This is a genomic window from Mycolicibacterium bacteremicum (assembly GCF_002086115.1).
Lineage (GTDB): Bacteria > Actinomycetota > Actinomycetes > Mycobacteriales > Mycobacteriaceae > Mycobacterium > Mycobacterium bacteremicum.
In genome coordinates this window covers 197,223-211,746 of record NZ_MVHJ01000009.1, presented here as the reverse complement: position 1 = coordinate 211,746, position 14,524 = coordinate 197,223, and the positions used below count along the sequence as shown (strand labels likewise).

Sequence of the window (14,524 nt, the reverse complement as noted above, 5' to 3'; positions counted from 1 at the left end):
CAAACTACTGAAGTCCGGCGGCGGCCCCGCGCGCGGCGCGCGCCGCCCGGGTTTGTTCCGTTCCGGTCTTGCTGATCGCAACCATTGGCCGCTGCCCGGCACCGGCCATACCGTCGGCGGGTGCGGCTATTCGTGGCAGATGAAGCGTGGAGTGAACTGACCTCGGGTCCCGAACCCGTGGTACGGCTGGCAGCCGACGACCTGCAACAGGCCCGGCGGGCGCGGACCCGACTACGCGACGATGACGGCGAGATCGCCGTCATCCTCGATATCAAGGTGGCCGTCGCGGCCGACGTCCGCTCCGCCTACGCCCGGCTGGACGGTGCCGACGGGGTGCGCTACGCCGGCACGGTGAACGGCCTGGCCGGGCTCATCGCCGATATCGAGTCCGCCGGGGTCGCCGACGGCGTCACCTTGGTCAACGCCACGGGCGCCGACGCCGCGACGCCGCAGGACCTGGCCGAACTCGGTCGTACGGTGCTGGGGCTGCTGGAGCAACGCAACCGCGCCTGCGCCTGATTCGCGCCGCGAATCCATCCAAGTTCTGCATTAGTCGGCACTGAAATGGTCTTGGACATGTATGGATTCTCTCCATACCGTTGTCGGTGTGACTGCGACTCTTCCCGCCCAGCTGACCGGACAGATGATCATCGCCGGATCGCCCGTCACGGGCGCCGGCAAGGAGATCCGAGGATTCGATCCGGCGGCGGGGCTGCCGCTGGAACCCGGCTACCGCCACGGTGACGCCGCCGACGTGCAGGCCGCCGCGGCGGCTGCCGCCGAGGCGTTTCCGCTGTACCGCGCCACCACCTCCGAACAGCGGGCCCGGTTCCTGGAGTCCATCGCCACCCACCTCGAGGCCGTCGCCGAGTCGCTGATCGCCCGCGCCGCCGCCGAGAGTGGCCTACCGACCGCGCGCATCACCGGTGAGGTGGGCCGCACCACCGGCCAGCTGCGGTTGTTCGCCGGTGTGCTGCGTGAGGGCAGCTGGAACGGCGCCCGGATCGACACCGCGCAGCCCGACCGCAGCCCGCTGCCCCGCCCCGACATCCGCCAGCGTTTCGTGCCGCTGGGTCCGGTCGCGGTGTTCAGCGCCTCCAACTTCCCACTGGCCTTCTCGGTCGCCGGCGGCGACACCGCCTCCGCGCTGGCCGCCGGCTGCCCCGTGGTGGTCAAGGGCCACGACGCCCATCCCGGCACGTCCGAGATCGTTGCCCGTGCCATCACCGCCGCGGTTGCCGACGCCGGCCTGCCCGCCGGGACGTTCTCGCTGCTGTTCGGCTCGGGGCAGGAACTCGGTATCGCCCTGGTCACCGACCCGCGGATCAAGGCGGTCGGCTTCACCGGATCCCGTTCCGGCGGAACCGCACTGGTGGCCGCCGCGGCGGCCCGTCCGGAACCGATCCCGGTGTACGCCGAGATGAGCTCGATCAACCCGGTGTTCCTGCTCGAGGGTGCGCTGGCCACCCGCGGTGCCGAACTGGGCAAGGCCTTCATCGGCTCACTGACCATGGGATCGGGGCAGTTCTGCACCAACCCGGGTCTGGTCATCGCCGTCGACGGGCCGGGGCTCGACGCTTTCGTCGCCGCGGCCGGCGAGGCCATCTCCGCGGCGCCGGCCACCCCGATGCTGACCCCGAACATCGCCCGCAGCTACGCAGCCGGTGTCGAAACCCTCGGCGGCGCAGCCGACCTCATCGCCCGCGGTGCGGCCGGCGGGATCGAGACGTGCGGGCAGGCGGCGTTGTTCAGCACGGATGCGCAGAGCTTTTTGGGCAACGAGGACCTGCAGGCCGAGGTGTTCGGCGCGTCCAGCCTGATCGTGCGGTGCGCCGACGACGCCGAGGTGCGGGCCGTCGCGACCGGCATCGAGGGTCAGCTCACCGTGACCGTGCACGCCGACGCCTCCGACGAGCAGGCCGCCGGTGAACTGCTCCCGCTGCTGGAACTCAAGGCCGGCCGGATCCTGTTCAACGGCTGGCCGACCGGTGTCGAGGTGTGCCATGCGATGGTGCACGGCGGGCCGTTCCCGGCGACCTCGGACTCGCGCACCACCTCGGTCGGTGCCCGCGCGATCGAACGCTTCCTGCGTCCCGTGGCCTATCAGGATGTCCCGAAAGCTTTGCTGCCCAGCGCTGTTGCTGACGGCAATCCCGACCACCTGTGGCGGCGCATCGATGGCCGGCTCACGCAGGACTGACACCCACCCCCACCACCATTTCAAGGAGCCACCGAAGATGCGTCCAAACTTTAACGGCGTGCTGTTCTTTCCCGTCACCCCCTTCACCGCCTCCGGTGCGGTCGACATCGACGCACTGTCGGCACACCTGACGAAGGGGGTCGAGGCCGGCCCGGGCGGTGTCTTCATCGCCTGTGGCACAGGTGAATTCCACGCGCTGGAACTCACCGAGTTCCGCGTCGTGGTGCGCACCGCCGTCGAGGTGATCGCCGGACGCGTCCCGGTGTACGCCGGCGCCGGCGGTTCGGTGGCCCAGGCCAAGGCGTTCGCGCTGGCCGCACAGGAGGAAGGGGCCGACGGCATCCTGCTGCTGCCGCCCTATCTGGTCGAGGTGCCCCAGCCCGGCCTGGTGGATTATGTCGCCGCGGTCGCCGGCGCGACCACGCTGCCGGTCATCGTCTACAACCGAAACAACGCCAAGTTCACCGAGGCTTCCGCGGTCGCCGTCGCCAAGATCGACAACGTCATCGGATTCAAGGACGGCACCGGCAATTTCGACCAGGTGGCACGCATCGTCGCCGCCGTCACCACCCAGGTCGACCCGGACTTCCTGTTCTTCAACGGCCTGCCGACGGCCGAGACGACCCAGCTGGCGTTCCGCGCGATCGGTGTGCCGCTGTACTCCTCGGCGACGTTCGCGTTCGCCCCGGACCTGGCGCTGGCGTTCTACAACTCGCTGGAGTCAGGCAATACGGAGCTGACCAACGCGCTGCTCAACGCGTTCTTCATCCCGCTGGTCCAGCTGCGCGACACCGTCCCGGGCTACGCCGTCTCGCTGGTCAAGGCCGGTGTCACGATGGAGGGTGTGCCGGCCGGGTCGGTGCGCCCGCCGCTGGTGATGCCCAGCGCCTCCGATGTCGAGGCGCTGGCCGCGATCGTCGCCGCCGGTCGCGCCGTGCTGGCCGACGCGCTGAGCGGGGCCGTCTGAACATGAGCGCCATCCGCATCACCGGCGCACGGATCACCCCGGTCGCCTTCGCCGACCCCCCGCTGCTCAACACCGTCGGGGTGCACCAGCCCTATGCGCTGCGGGCGATCATCCAGCTGGACACCGATGCGGGTCTGGTCGGCCTCGGTGAGACCTATGCCGATACCCGGCACCTGGCCCGGCTGAACGCCGCTGCTGCGGCCATCACGGGTCTGGACGTGTTCGCGCTCAACGAGATCCGCGCCGCGATCGAGGTCCGGCTGGCGGGTGATGACGCGGCGGTCGGCACCGCGGGCATGATCACCACCGCCAGCGCGGTCGATCAGGTGCTCTCCCCGTTCGAGGTGGCCTGCCTGGATGTGCAGGGGCGGGCCCTGGGCCGGCCGGTCTCGGATCTGTTGGGCGGCAAGGTACGTGATGCCGTGCCGTTCAGTGCCTACCTGTTCTACAAGTGGGCCGGCCATCCGGGTGCACAACCCGACCGGTTCGGCGAAGCGCTCGACCCGGACGGCCTGGTCGCCCAGGCCCGCCGCATCGTCGACGAATACGGGTTCACGGCCATCAAGGTCAAGGGTGGCGTATTCGCCCCCGAGGAGGAGATGGCCGGTATCGAGGCGCTGGCCAAGGCCTTCCCCGGTGTCCCGCTGCGGCTGGACCCCAACGCCGCGTGGACACCGCAGACCTCGATCAAGGTGGCCACCGGGCTGGCCGGCATCCTGGAATACCTGGAGGATCCGACCCCGGGCCTGGACGGGATGGCCGAGGTGGCCGCGCAGTCCCCGATGCCGCTGGCCACCAACATGTGCGTGGTGGCGTTCGATCAGCTCAAACCGGCGGTGCTCAAGAACTCGGTGAAAGTTGTTCTCTCCGATCACCATTACTGGGGTGGGCTGCAGCGCTCCCGGCTGCTGGCCGGCATCTGCGAGACCTTCGGGCTGGGCCTGTCCATGCATTCCAACTCGCATCTGGGTATCAGCCTGGCGGCGATGGTGCACCTGGCCGGCGCCACCCCGAACCTCACCTACGCCTGCGATACGCACTGGCCGTGGAAGACCGAGGATGTCGTCAAGGACGGCGTACTCACCTTCGTCGAGGGCTCCGTGCCGGTACCCACCGGACCGGGCCTGGGAGTCGAGATCGACGAGGACTCGCTGGCCGCGCTGCATGAGCAGTACGTGACCTGCGGGATCCGCGACCGGGACGACACCGGTTACATGCAGACCGTCGATCCGAACTTCACACTCGCCAGTCCGCGCTGGTAGGCCCGGCTTCCAGCCCGTCGCTTCGCTCGCCCCGCTACCGTGGGTTGATGGCAGACCAGCCGGCCGTCGATGCCGCCCACCCGCCCGAACTACTGCTGCGCATCGTCAATCCGACACTGAAATTCGTCCTCCGGACCCCCCTGGGCGGGCTGATCGGTGACTTCATGCTGGTGTCCTTCACCGGCCGCAAGACGGGCAGGCGGTACGCCACCCCGGTCAGCGCGCACCGCCTCGACGGTGCGCTCTACGTCCTGCTGGAGGCGCAGTGGAAGCACAACTTCCGCGGCGGTGCCGACGCACAGGTGTCCTATCGCGGCAAGACCACCACGATGCGCGGCGAACTGATCGACGATCCCGCCGCGGTGGCCGCGCTGGCCGAACGGATCGCCACCTCCTACGGACCGAAGAAGGCGCAGCGTCAGATGGGGCTGACGTTCGCCAATGACCGACTCCCGACTGTCGCGCAATGGGAGTCGGCGGCACGGGACGTGAAGCTCGCCGCGATCAGGCTGAGCTAGCCCGGGGCGGCCGCCCGGATCGCCTCGAACAGGGACACCAGCACATCGACCAGGTGTTCCCGGTCGACCTCGACATCACCGAGCAGAACCGCCCCGATGGTCGCGGTGACCCCGCCGACCAGGAACTGCGACACCAGGCGGAGATCGGTCGGCAGCCCGTCGGCCGCCCGACCCGGGTCACCACCGGCCGCGGTGGAGGCCAGCATGCCCGCGAAGCGGCTCGACTCGGCCAGGCTCCGCCGTCCCAGCGCCGGTGAGGCGGTGGCCTCCAGCACCAGGATCCGGCCCTTGCGCGGGTCACCGAGGATCAGGTCGACCAGCTCGCCCAGCACCGCCCTGGTACGTGCCAGATCATCGTCGGGTGCCTGCTCCAGCGCGGCGACCGAGCGGCGCGCCGCCTCCTCGATGACCTCGGTGTAGACGGCCAAATGCAGCGCCTCGACATCGGCGAAGCTCTCGTAGAAGTACCGCGCCGCCACGCCGGAGGCCTCGGTGACCCCGCGCACCGTGGTGCCGGAGATGCCGCGCGTTCCCATCAGCTCCAGGCCGGCGGCAAGCAACTTGGCCCGCCGTTCGGCGACCCGGTCCACGGCGGTCTGTCCGCCATAGCGCCGCGAGACTGCCATCGCACCATCTTGACACAGTGGCGCGGCACTGATTTCCTCAAACTGCACACGGATGTTTCCTGTTTTCAGTGATGGGGGTCGGGCGATGACGAGCACGGTGGAACGGGTCGACGCGGACAGCTCGCCCAGGCCATGGGATCCCGGTCAACCACACCACGAACTGGCTGCCGACGTGCGCTGGTGGATGGGCACGCCGCTGTCCTTCGGGCTGTTCGGCAGGCTCGCCCTGGATCAGGTGGCCTACCGCAAGGTTGCCGCCGCCGTCGACGCCAGTGGCCGGTTCGCGGCCAACTTCACCGACCGCGGAATCAACAGCTACCTGTGGAACGGGCCGCTGGCGTTCAGCGACGAAAGCGACCGGCGGGCCACCGCCGAACGGCTGAAGGCCAAACACGGCGCGGTGCACGGTGTCGGCAAGGGGGACTTCGCCGGTGAACGGTTCAGCGCGCTGGACCCCAAATTGTGGAAGTGGGTGGGCACCACCTCGCTGAACATCTTCTACGCCGGCTACATCGCGGTCTACGGCGAGCACTTCACCGACGAGCAGCGAGAGGTGGTGTGGCGCACGGTCTGTGCCATGGCCGATGTCGGCCTGCCCAGCGACGCTGCCGAGGTGCCGGCCACCGTGGCCGAGATGCAGGCGTACTACGACGAGATCGCGGACGCCGAACTGGCGGCCAACCCGTTCCTGCTGTGGGCCGCCGACCAGTTCGCCGATCCGCCGGTGCCCACACTGTTCGGTCCGGCCTGGCTGCACCGGCTCATCGAGCCCGCCTGGCGGGTGACGGTGCCGCTGCTGGCCCGGCCCGCGCGCATCTGCGCCGAGTCGGCGACCCATCCGAAGATGATGGAACTGCTGGGCAGCGAATGGAATTCGGCCAAGCAACTGGAGTTCACCGTGTACCGGGTGGGGATCCGGGCGGCCCGGCGCTGGCTGCCCAGATGGGCGGTGCTGGAGCCGATGGCCTACAACCGGTACCGCTACGAGCAGTTGCGCGCCTTCCACAACCGGTACGAACTGAAGAGCTTCGCCGCGCGCTAGACTCATGCACCACTGACATCCCGCAGCGACGCGGTGATACGAGGAGTGCATCGATGTTCTCGCTGGCCCGGCTGTCCTGCTTCATCGCCGTCGCCGAGGAGCTGCACTTCGGGCGGGCTGCCGAGCGGTTGCACATGACCCAACCCCCGCTCAGTCGCCAGATCCAGCAGTTGGAAGCCGAACTCGGGGTCCAGCTCATCGACCGCACCACCCGCACCGTCACGCTGACCCCGGCCGGGGTGGCCTTCCTGCCGGATGCCCGCCGCATCCTCCAGCTGGCCGAGAGCGCGGCGCTCACCGTGAAGCGGGTACCCGCCGGTGATCTCGGCACGGTGGTGGTCGGGTTCACCGCCGCATCCGCGCACGCCGTGCTGCCGCGTCTGCTGGAGCACACCCGCGAAAAGCTGCCCGACGTCAAACTCGAACTGCGCGAGATGGTTTCCTCGGTGCAGCTGGAGGCACTGATGAGCGGTGACATCGACCTCGGGATGGCCCGTCCGCCGCTCAAGCGCCCCGGAATCGTCTCCCGCCCGCTGTTGCACGAGCAGTTGGTGGCCGCACTGCCCGCGGAGCATCCGCTGGTCGGCCAGACCCGCCAACTCACCCTCAACGATCTCGACGGCCAGGACGTCGTGATGTATTCACCGGTGCAGGCGCGCTACTTCAACGAACTGCTGATCAGTACGTTCACCATCGCCGGGGCCACACCGCGCTACGTCCAGTTCGTCACGCAGGTGCACACGATGCTGGTGCTGGTGCGCTCGGGTATCGGCATCGCACTGGTGCCGGCCTCGGCCGCCACCCTGCATCCGGAGGGCGTGGTGTTCCGCACGATCGGGGCCTTCCGGGAACGGCCCGTCGAATTGGACGCCTGCTGGCGCCAGGACAGCACCAACCCAGCCCTGCTGCGACTGCTGCGCGATGTGCTGCCGGCCCGGGAGTGGACCACCGACGATCTGCTGGACAGCTTCGGCAGTTGATGCGATCGAGCGGTGCGACTACACCCGGACGGCAGGCTGCAGGACCGGCGTCACCAGCTGACCGGTCGCCAGGAACTCATCCAGGTTGCGCAGGGTGAGCGCCTCCATGGCGGCGCGAGTCTGCACCGTCGCGCTGCCGACGTGGGGGAGCAGCACGACGTTGTCCATCCCGAACAGCTCGGCGGGAACCTGCGGTTCGGCCTCGAAGACGTCCAGACCGGCACCGGCCAACCGGCCCTCGCGCAGTGCTGCCACCAGCGCCCGTTCGTCGACCACGCTGCCGCGGGCGATGTTGATCAGGTACCCCTCGGCGCCCAGCGCATCGAGCACCGCGGCGTCGACCAGCTTGCTGGTCGCGCTGCCGCCGGCGGCGGCGATGACCAACACATCGACATCGCGGGCCAGGTCCACCGCGGTTTCGACGTAACGGTACGGGGAATCGGGCACTCGGCGTCGGTTGTGGTAGCTGATGGTGCAGCCGAAGGCGCTGAGCCGCTTGGCTATTGCGCCACCGATGCGACCCAGGCCGATGATGCCGACACGGGTGTTGCTGACCTGGCGGGTCAGCGGGTAGTTGCCCTCGGCGGGCCAACGTCCGGCCCGCACATAGCGGTCGGACGCCGAGAACTGGCGCATGGTGTCGATCAGCAGGCCGACGGCGGTATCGGCGACACAGTCTGTCAGGACGTCGGGGGTATTACTCACCCCGACGCCCCGAAGTTCGGCGGCATCCACATCGGTGGTGTCGTAGCCGACGCCGAAGTTGATCACGGCGCCCAGTCGCGGGAGCGCGCCCATCAGGCCGGCGTCCACGCCGGTGCGACCGGAGGTCACCACGGCGGTCACCGCGTCGGAGTGTTCGGCCAGGAACGCCTCGCGCGCGGACTTCTCATCGGGCAGGACCAACGCGTCGTACCGGGTACGCAGGGTGTCGGCGAGCGACGGTTTGAGCGGGCCGACCTGCAGGACACGGGTCGTGGGCCGCGTTGATGTTCCCATGGTGCTCCTTTGTTCCTCGTTGTCACGGTAGGGAGACCTGCGGATACCTGTCCAACACGGAAATAGCATGGGTTGATGCAGAACCTGCATGACTAGCGAATTGCCTGCCGCTCCCGAGTATCAAAAGCCGGACAAGATCAGCATAGCAGCAGCTCATGCACCCTTTTCCGACCGTCGAGCGGACGGCGCAGCCATCTGGATTGCAGCAGATCAGCTCATTTCGGGCGGTTGACGCTGTCTGACGAGCGCTCCTACGGTGTGTCTACCGTCACAGATGGTGTCCACATACATGGACGTCACGTCACTGACCACAGGTAGATACCGCCCACAACCTGATCTGGAGGTCCCGATGGCCGCGAGAGTGCCCGTGCGCCGGTTGCTCGTCATCACCGGCACGGCCGTGCTGGCCGCCGGCTGCACCGTCGCCAACTCCGGGGGCGGCGGTTATGACCCCGACACCCTGCGCATCGTGTTGCAGCAGGAGCCGCCCACCCTGGAACCCTGCGAGAGCTCGCTGACGTCGACCGGGATCGTCGTGCGCTCCAACATCACCGAACCGCTACTGGAGCGCGACGCCACCACCGGCGATCTGCAGCCGCTGCTGGCCACCGAATGGGAGCAGACCGCCCCGACCGAGTGGACCTTCCGGTTGCGCGACGGGGTCACCTTCTCCGACGGCGCGCCCTTCACCTCCGAGGACGCCGCTTTCTCCATCGACCGCGCGGTGAACTCCGACCTGCAGTGCAACGTCGACGGTTACGTCTTCGGCGACGAGAAGCTGGCGCTGCAGACCCCGGATGCCAACACCGTTGTCATCGGCACCACCGAGCCGGATCCGATCTTGCCGCTGCGTATCTCATTCGTGGAGATGGTGCCGCGGACCACCAGTGTCGAGGCGAAGGTGCGTGAGCCGATCGGCACCGGACCGTATGCGATCGAACGCTGGGAGTACGGCCAGAAGCTGACCCTGGCCCGCAACGCCACCTACTGGGGCGCGGCGCCGGCCTTCGGCAGGGCCGAATACCAGTGGCGCAGTGAGGGCAGCGTGCGTGCCGCGATGATCACCAACGACGAGGCCGATATCGCCGTCGGGCTCGGGCCCGAGGACGGCGCCGGCGACCTGGGCGTGCCGTTCCAGAACAATGAGACCACCGCCCTGCGGATGCAGGCCACCGAACCGCCGCTGGACGACATCCGGGTGCGCCAGGCGGTCAACTACGCCGTCAACCGGACCGGCATCGTCAAGGCGCTGTTCCGTGACCTGGGTGAGCCTGCGGCGCAACTGATCCCATCGGGTGTCGTCGGATACAACGCCGAACTGCCGCTGTGGCCGCACGATCTGGACAAGGCCAAGGAGCTGATCGCGCAGGCCAAGGCCGACGGTGTCCCGGTGGACCGGGAGATCCGGCTGATCGGGCGGACCGCCCAGTTCCCGAAGATCACCGAGACCATCGAGGTGCTGCAGAGCGAGTTCACCGAGATCGGCCTCAACGTCAAGATCGAGATGATGGACACCGCAAGCCAATTGCAGTACCAGTTGCGGCCGTTCCCGGCGAACACCGGGCCGTATCTGCTGATGATCATGCACGGCAACCAGGCCGGTGACGCCGCCTTCACACTCGACCAGTACATGCTCTCCGACGGACCGCAAGCTGCGTACGGCACAACGGAATTCGATGCCAAGATCCGCGCCGCGGAAGCACTGACCGACGAGGCCCGCCAGGAAGCCTTCGCCGAACTGTTCGCCGAGGAACCGCAGGAGATCATGCAGATGGCCTATCTGGCCCACATGCAGGGCATCCTGGGCAAATCGCCGCGTATCGACTACACCCCCGACCCGGCGACCGGCGATGAGATGCGCCTGGCCGCGATGACGCCCGCGGCCAGCGACCGCACCGACCAGTCCTGACCCGACCGCTCCCGAAAGAGGACACGCCATGTTCGGATTCCTCCGGCGCCGGATGTACACCAGCACGATTCCTTTGGTCATCGTGCTGCTCGGTGTCTTCCTGCTCGCCCGGCTCACCGGTGATCCCACCAACCTGTACCTGCCCGAATCGGCCACCGCTGAGCAGCGCGCCGCGTTCGCCGAGTCCAACGGCTTCAACGATCCGCTGATCGTGCAGTTGCTGGACTACTTCAAGGGCGTCATCCACCTCGACTTCGGTACCTCGCTGCGCACCGGCGAATCGGCCGCCGAGATGGCGTTGCGGGCCTTCCCGGCCACCCTGCAACTGGCGTTCGTCACCATGCTGCTGGCCATCATCGGCGCTGTGGTGATCGGCTGCTGGGCGGCCTACCGGCCCAACTCGCTGGCCGACCGGTTCTCCAGCCTGCTGTCCATGACCGCGGCCTCCATCCCGGACTTCTGGTTCGCCATCACCGGCGTCTGGCTGTTCGCGGTGCTGATGGGCTGGCTGCCCACCTCGGGTACCGACGCGGGGGTGCTGTCCTGGATCCTGCCTATCGCCACCCTGATGATCCGGCCGCTCGGGGTTCTCACCCAGGTGGTCCGCGGCGCAATGGTTTCCGCGCTCTCGGCGCCATATGTCCGGCTGGCGCGCAGCAAGGGTGCCGGCGACATGCGGGTCGTCACCCACCACGCCCTGCGCAACGCCGCCGCCCCCGCCCTGACCGTGGCCGGCGACCTGGCCGTCGGCCTGATCAACGGCGCGGTCGTGGTCGAGGCCATCTTCGGCTGGCCCGGTATCGGCAAGCTCATGATCGACGCGATCCTGCAACGCGACTTCGCGGTGCTGCAGGCGGCGGTACTGCTCACCGCGGTCAGCATCTTCATCCTCAACATCGCCATCGACGCCTGCTACGCGCTGCTCGACGCTCGCGTCCGCGAACCCGCCAAGGTCTAAGGGAGCCAATCACAGATGAGCACTCAGATCGATCTCGTCCCGGTCAAACCGACCACCGCCATCGTCGGCGAACCGGTCACCAAGAAGCGCTCCGCCGGCTCCGTCTGGTTCCGCCTGCTGGTCAACGACCGCGTCGCCGCCGCCGCCGCGGTGGTGCTGAGCCTGGTCTTCCTCACCGCGATCTTCGGCCCCATGCTTGTCGGTGATCTGGCCACCCGCATCGACCTGGACAACTCCAATCAGGCGCCGTTCACCCTGGCGCACGGCTGGGCCAATGTGCTGGGCACCGACCCGCTGGGCCGTAGCATGCTGGCCCGGTTGATCGTGGCCTGTCAGACCACCCTGTCGGTGGCCATCCCCGCCGTGGTCATCTCGGCGGTCGTCGGGTCCATCATCGGGATGTGGGCCGGCTACTACCGCGGCTGGCGCGAGACCGTCGCGATGCGCGTGGCCGATGTCATCATGAGCTTCCCGTCGCTGCTGCTGGCGGTGGTGGTGCTCTACGTGTTCTCCCCGAGCGCGGCCAACATCGTTGCGGTACTGGCCATCACCCGCATCCCGGTGTACCTGCGCACCGCCCGCGCCGAATCCGCCGAACTGTCCAGCCGGGTGTTCGTCGACGCCGCCCGGACGTTCGGGGCCAGCGGACGGTCCATCATCACCCGGCATGTGGTGCCGATCGTGCTGCCCACCCTGCTCACCGTCGCGACCCTGGACTTCTGCTACGTGATGCTGGCGGAGAGTTCGCTGAGCTTCCTCGGCATCGGCATCCAGCCGCCCGACGTCAGCTGGGGCCTGATGGTCTCCCAGGGCCGCACCTATCTGCACACCGCGTGGTGGCTGTCCTTCCTGCCGGGTCTGGCCATCGTCGTCACCACCGTCTCGGCGACCATCCTGGCCGCCTGGGCCCGCATCGCCACCGATCCCGCCCAGCGCTGGCGGCTCACCGTCCCGCAGAAGCGACTGTCCCGCTTCACCAAGTCCGGAAAGGCCATCTAATGACTGCTGTCGCAGAACATCTCCCCATGGACCAGGTGGACGCCGATCCCGCGCTGCGGGTCGAGGGGCTGACCGTCGACATCCGCACCATCACCGGCACCGTCCGGGCCGTCGACCACGTCAGCTTCGCCGCCCGCAGCGGCGAGACGCTGGCACTGCTCGGTGAATCCGGCTGCGGCAAGTCGATGACCGCCACGGCGCTGGTCGGCCTGCTGGAACCGGTGGCCCAGATCGCCGACGGCACCGCGCGCATCGGCGACGTGGACATCCTCGCGGTCGACCGGAAGAAGCGCCGCGAGATGGCCGGCCCGGAGCTGGCCATCGTCTTCCAGGACGCGCTCACCGCGCTCAATCCGCTCTACACGGTCGGCACCCAGCTGGCCGAGCCGTTCCGCATCCACCACGGCATGAAGGCCAAGCAGGCCAAGGCCAAGGCGGTGGAACTGATGGCGCGCGTGGGCATCCCGCAGCCCGAAGACCGGATGAAGGCCTATCCGCACCAGTTTTCCGGGGGTATGCGGCAGCGTCTGCTCATCGCGATGGCCGTGGCGTTGAACCCCAAGGTGCTGATCGCCGACGAGCCGACGACGGCCCTCGATGTCACGGTGCAGGCCCAGATCATGGCCCTGCTCAAGAGTCTGCGTGCCGAGTACGACATGGCGGTCGTGCTGATCACCCACGATCTGGCCCTGGTCGCCGAGGAGGCCGACCGCGTCGCCATCATGTACGCGGGCAGCATCGTCGAAACCGGCCCGGTATCCGAGGTTTTCGCCGAGCCGAAGCACCCGTACACCAAAGGGCTGCTGGATTCGGTACCCGTCGACGCCGAGCGCGGTGCCGAGCTCAAGTCGATCGGGGGTTCACCGCCGGACCTGCACTCCATCCCGAGCGGATGTGTGTACCAGGATCGCTGCCCGCTGGTCGCCGACATCTGCCGCAGCACCCGTCCGACCCTGCAGGCCGTCGGTACCCGACGGGCAGCCGCCTGCCACTTCCCCACGGAGGTCTCCAATGTCTGATTCAACAACGGCGGCTGATTCAACTACGGCGGCTAATTCGCCAACGGCGGCTGATCAGGTACTCGCGGTCCGCGATCTGACCAAGACGTTCCGGGTATCCGGCGGCAAGACACTGACCGCGCTCGACGGCATCAACCTCGATCTTGCCCGGGGTGAAACGCTGGGCCTGGTCGGTGAATCCGGTTGCGGCAAGTCCACCCTCGCCCGCACGCTGATGATGCTGGAGCGCCCTGACGCGGGAGCCGTGAGCTTCGACGGGATAGACCCGTTCGCACTGAAGGGCAAGGAGCTGCTGAAGTTCCGGCGCCGGGTACAGATGGTGTTCCAGGATCCCTACGCCTCGCTGAACTCCCGGATGACGGCGGCCGAGATCATCGCCGAACCGTGGCGCACGCACAAGGGCCTGTACAAGACCCGAGCCGACCGCGACATGCGGGTACGTGGCCTGCTCGATCTGGTCGGCCTGGGCACGAAGGCCTTCGGCAAGTACCCGCAGGAATTCTCCGGTGGCCAGCGCCAGCGCATCGGCATTGCCCGGGCGCTCGCGCTCAATCCCGAGGTCATCATCTGCGATGAGCCGGTGTCGGCCCTGGACCTGTCGGTGCAGGCGCAGGTACTCAACCTGCTCAACGAACTGCAGCAGGAACTGAAGATCTCCTACGTCTTCATCTCCCACGATCTGTCGGTGGTGCGCCACGTCGCCGACCGGGTGGCCGTGATGTACCTGGGCCGGATCATCGAGACCGGGCCCACCGAAGCGGTTTTCGACCGGCCCGAGCACCACTACACATCGGCTCTCATGTCGGCCGCCCCCAAGCTGCACGACGCGGCGCGCGGCGAGCGGATCCTGCTCAAGGGCGAGGTTCCCTCACCGCTGAACCCGCCCTCGGGCTGTCGCTTCCGGACCCGCTGCGCGCACGCGACCGACATCTGCGCCCAGCAGCGTCCGCCGCTGGCCGTCGACCCCGTGGTGGCCGGACACACCGCCGAATGCCACCACCCGGTCCAACACGAGACATCGGCGTTGTCGCACAGCGCATGAGCA

At 68.2% G+C, this 14,524-nt stretch carries 14 protein-coding genes; 12 read left to right on the top strand and 2 right to left on the bottom strand.

Annotated features, from left to right (window positions below):
- The first annotated feature begins 132 nt into the window (after positions 1–132).
- The 5 genes from BST17_RS13490 (at position 133) to BST17_RS13470 (ending at position 4,947) form a co-directional block, all read left to right on the top strand.
- Positions 133–519: a hypothetical protein gene (locus BST17_RS13490; protein ID WP_083058733.1), complete on the top strand. Its 387-nt coding sequence runs from the start codon at positions 133–135 to the stop codon at positions 517–519.
- 124 nt (positions 520–643) lie between these two features.
- Positions 644–2,200 (top strand): aldehyde dehydrogenase (NADP(+)), encoded by a 1,557-nt coding sequence (locus BST17_RS13485; RefSeq protein WP_276071813.1) that lies wholly within the window; start codon positions 644–646, stop codon positions 2,198–2,200.
- A gap of 37 nt (positions 2,201–2,237) precedes the next feature.
- The gene (locus BST17_RS13480) at positions 2,238–3,167 is read left to right on the top strand and encodes a 5-dehydro-4-deoxyglucarate dehydratase (RefSeq protein ID WP_083058603.1); all 930 of its coding nucleotides are present in this window, start codon (positions 2,238–2,240) and stop codon (positions 3,165–3,167) included.
- Positions 3,164–4,429, top strand: a complete 1,266-nt coding sequence (locus BST17_RS13475) for a glucarate dehydratase family protein (protein WP_109750126.1) — start codon at positions 3,164–3,166, stop codon at positions 4,427–4,429. The genes BST17_RS13480 and BST17_RS13475 overlap by 4 nt, the downstream gene beginning before the upstream one ends.
- 47 nt (positions 4,430–4,476) lie before the next feature.
- The gene (locus BST17_RS13470) at positions 4,477–4,947 is read left to right on the top strand and encodes a PNPOx family protein (protein WP_083058599.1); all 471 of its coding nucleotides are present in this window, start codon (positions 4,477–4,479) and stop codon (positions 4,945–4,947) included.
- Here BST17_RS13470 and BST17_RS13465 read toward each other — a convergent pair.
- Positions 4,944–5,573 carry a TetR/AcrR family transcriptional regulator gene (locus BST17_RS13465; protein ID WP_083058597.1) on the bottom strand — a complete coding sequence of 210 codons (630 nt, stop codon included), beginning with the start codon at positions 5,571–5,573 and terminating at the stop codon, positions 4,944–4,946. The two genes, BST17_RS13470 and BST17_RS13465, sit on opposite strands and share 4 nt — an antisense overlap.
- Before the next feature lie 85 nt (positions 5,574–5,658).
- Between BST17_RS13465 and BST17_RS13460 the strand changes: the two genes are divergently transcribed.
- Positions 5,659–6,615 carry an oxygenase MpaB family protein gene (locus BST17_RS13460; RefSeq protein ID WP_234807670.1) on the top strand — a complete coding sequence of 319 codons (957 nt, stop codon included), beginning with the start codon at positions 5,659–5,661 and terminating at the stop codon, positions 6,613–6,615.
- 53 nt (positions 6,616–6,668) lie between these two features.
- On the top strand, positions 6,669–7,595 hold the full coding sequence (locus BST17_RS13455) for a LysR family transcriptional regulator (RefSeq protein WP_083058593.1): 927 nt from the start codon (positions 6,669–6,671) through the stop codon (positions 7,593–7,595).
- Between the two features lie 18 nt (positions 7,596–7,613).
- Here BST17_RS13455 and BST17_RS13450 read toward each other — a convergent pair whose 3' ends face one another.
- Positions 7,614–8,594: a 2-hydroxyacid dehydrogenase gene (locus BST17_RS13450; protein ID WP_083058591.1), complete on the bottom strand. Its 981-nt coding sequence runs from the start codon at positions 8,592–8,594 to the stop codon at positions 7,614–7,616.
- A gap of 349 nt (positions 8,595–8,943) precedes the next feature.
- Here BST17_RS13450 and BST17_RS13445 point away from each other — a divergent pair, with 349 nt between their 5' ends.
- Genes BST17_RS13445 through BST17_RS13425 form a run of 5 tightly spaced genes read left to right on the top strand, consistent with a single transcriptional unit; the run spans position 8,944 to position 14,521 of the window.
- The gene (locus BST17_RS13445; RefSeq protein WP_109750125.1) at positions 8,944–10,503 is read left to right on the top strand and encodes an ABC transporter substrate-binding protein; all 1,560 of its coding nucleotides are present in this window, start codon (positions 8,944–8,946) and stop codon (positions 10,501–10,503) included.
- Positions 10,504–10,531: 28 nt separating this feature from the next.
- Complete coding sequence (locus tag BST17_RS13440) at positions 10,532–11,461, top strand: ABC transporter permease (RefSeq protein WP_083058587.1); 930 nt, start codon at positions 10,532–10,534, stop codon at positions 11,459–11,461.
- Positions 11,462–11,476: 15 nt separating this feature from the next.
- Complete coding sequence (locus tag BST17_RS13435; RefSeq protein ID WP_083058584.1) at positions 11,477–12,460, top strand: ABC transporter permease; 984 nt, start codon at positions 11,477–11,479, stop codon at positions 12,458–12,460.
- Positions 12,460–13,479 (top strand): ABC transporter ATP-binding protein, encoded by a 1,020-nt coding sequence (locus BST17_RS13430; RefSeq protein ID WP_083058582.1) that lies wholly within the window; start codon positions 12,460–12,462, stop codon positions 13,477–13,479. The genes BST17_RS13435 and BST17_RS13430 overlap by 1 nt, the downstream gene beginning before the upstream one ends.
- The gene (locus BST17_RS13425; protein ID WP_083058580.1) at positions 13,472–14,521 is read left to right on the top strand and encodes an ABC transporter ATP-binding protein; all 1,050 of its coding nucleotides are present in this window, start codon (positions 13,472–13,474) and stop codon (positions 14,519–14,521) included. Before BST17_RS13430 ends, BST17_RS13425 begins: the two co-directional genes overlap by 8 nt.
- Positions 14,522–14,524: the final 3 nt, after the last annotated feature.

Excerpts from the sequence above, each read along its gene's own strand:
- BST17_RS13435 (WP_083058584.1), top strand. The coding sequence starts at position 11,477 with ATGAGCACTCAGATCGATCTCGTCCCGGTCAAACCGACCACCGCCATC.
- BST17_RS13440 (WP_083058587.1), top strand. The coding sequence starts at position 10,532 with ATGTTCGGATTCCTCCGGCGCCGGATGTACACCAGCACGATTCCTTTG.
- BST17_RS13455 (WP_083058593.1), top strand. The coding sequence starts at position 6,669 with ATGTTCTCGCTGGCCCGGCTGTCCTGCTTCATCGCCGTCGCCGAGGAG.
- BST17_RS13430 (WP_083058582.1), top strand. The coding sequence starts at position 12,460 with ATGACTGCTGTCGCAGAACATCTCCCCATGGACCAGGTGGACGCCGAT.
- BST17_RS13460 (WP_234807670.1), top strand. The coding sequence starts at position 5,659 with ATGACGAGCACGGTGGAACGGGTCGACGCGGACAGCTCGCCCAGGCCA.
- BST17_RS13445 (WP_109750125.1), top strand. The coding sequence starts at position 8,944 with ATGGCCGCGAGAGTGCCCGTGCGCCGGTTGCTCGTCATCACCGGCACG.
- BST17_RS13485 (WP_276071813.1), top strand. The coding sequence starts at position 644 with ATGATCATCGCCGGATCGCCCGTCACGGGCGCCGGCAAGGAGATCCGA.
- BST17_RS13470 (WP_083058599.1), top strand. The coding sequence starts at position 4,477 with ATGGCAGACCAGCCGGCCGTCGATGCCGCCCACCCGCCCGAACTACTG.
- BST17_RS13425 (WP_083058580.1), top strand. The coding sequence starts at position 13,472 with ATGTCTGATTCAACAACGGCGGCTGATTCAACTACGGCGGCTAATTCG.
- BST17_RS13450 (WP_083058591.1), bottom strand. The coding sequence starts at position 8,594 with ATGGGAACATCAACGCGGCCCACGACCCGTGTCCTGCAGGTCGGCCCG.
- BST17_RS13480 (WP_083058603.1), top strand. The coding sequence starts at position 2,238 with ATGCGTCCAAACTTTAACGGCGTGCTGTTCTTTCCCGTCACCCCCTTC.
- BST17_RS13465 (WP_083058597.1), bottom strand. The coding sequence starts at position 5,573 with ATGGCAGTCTCGCGGCGCTATGGCGGACAGACCGCCGTGGACCGGGTC.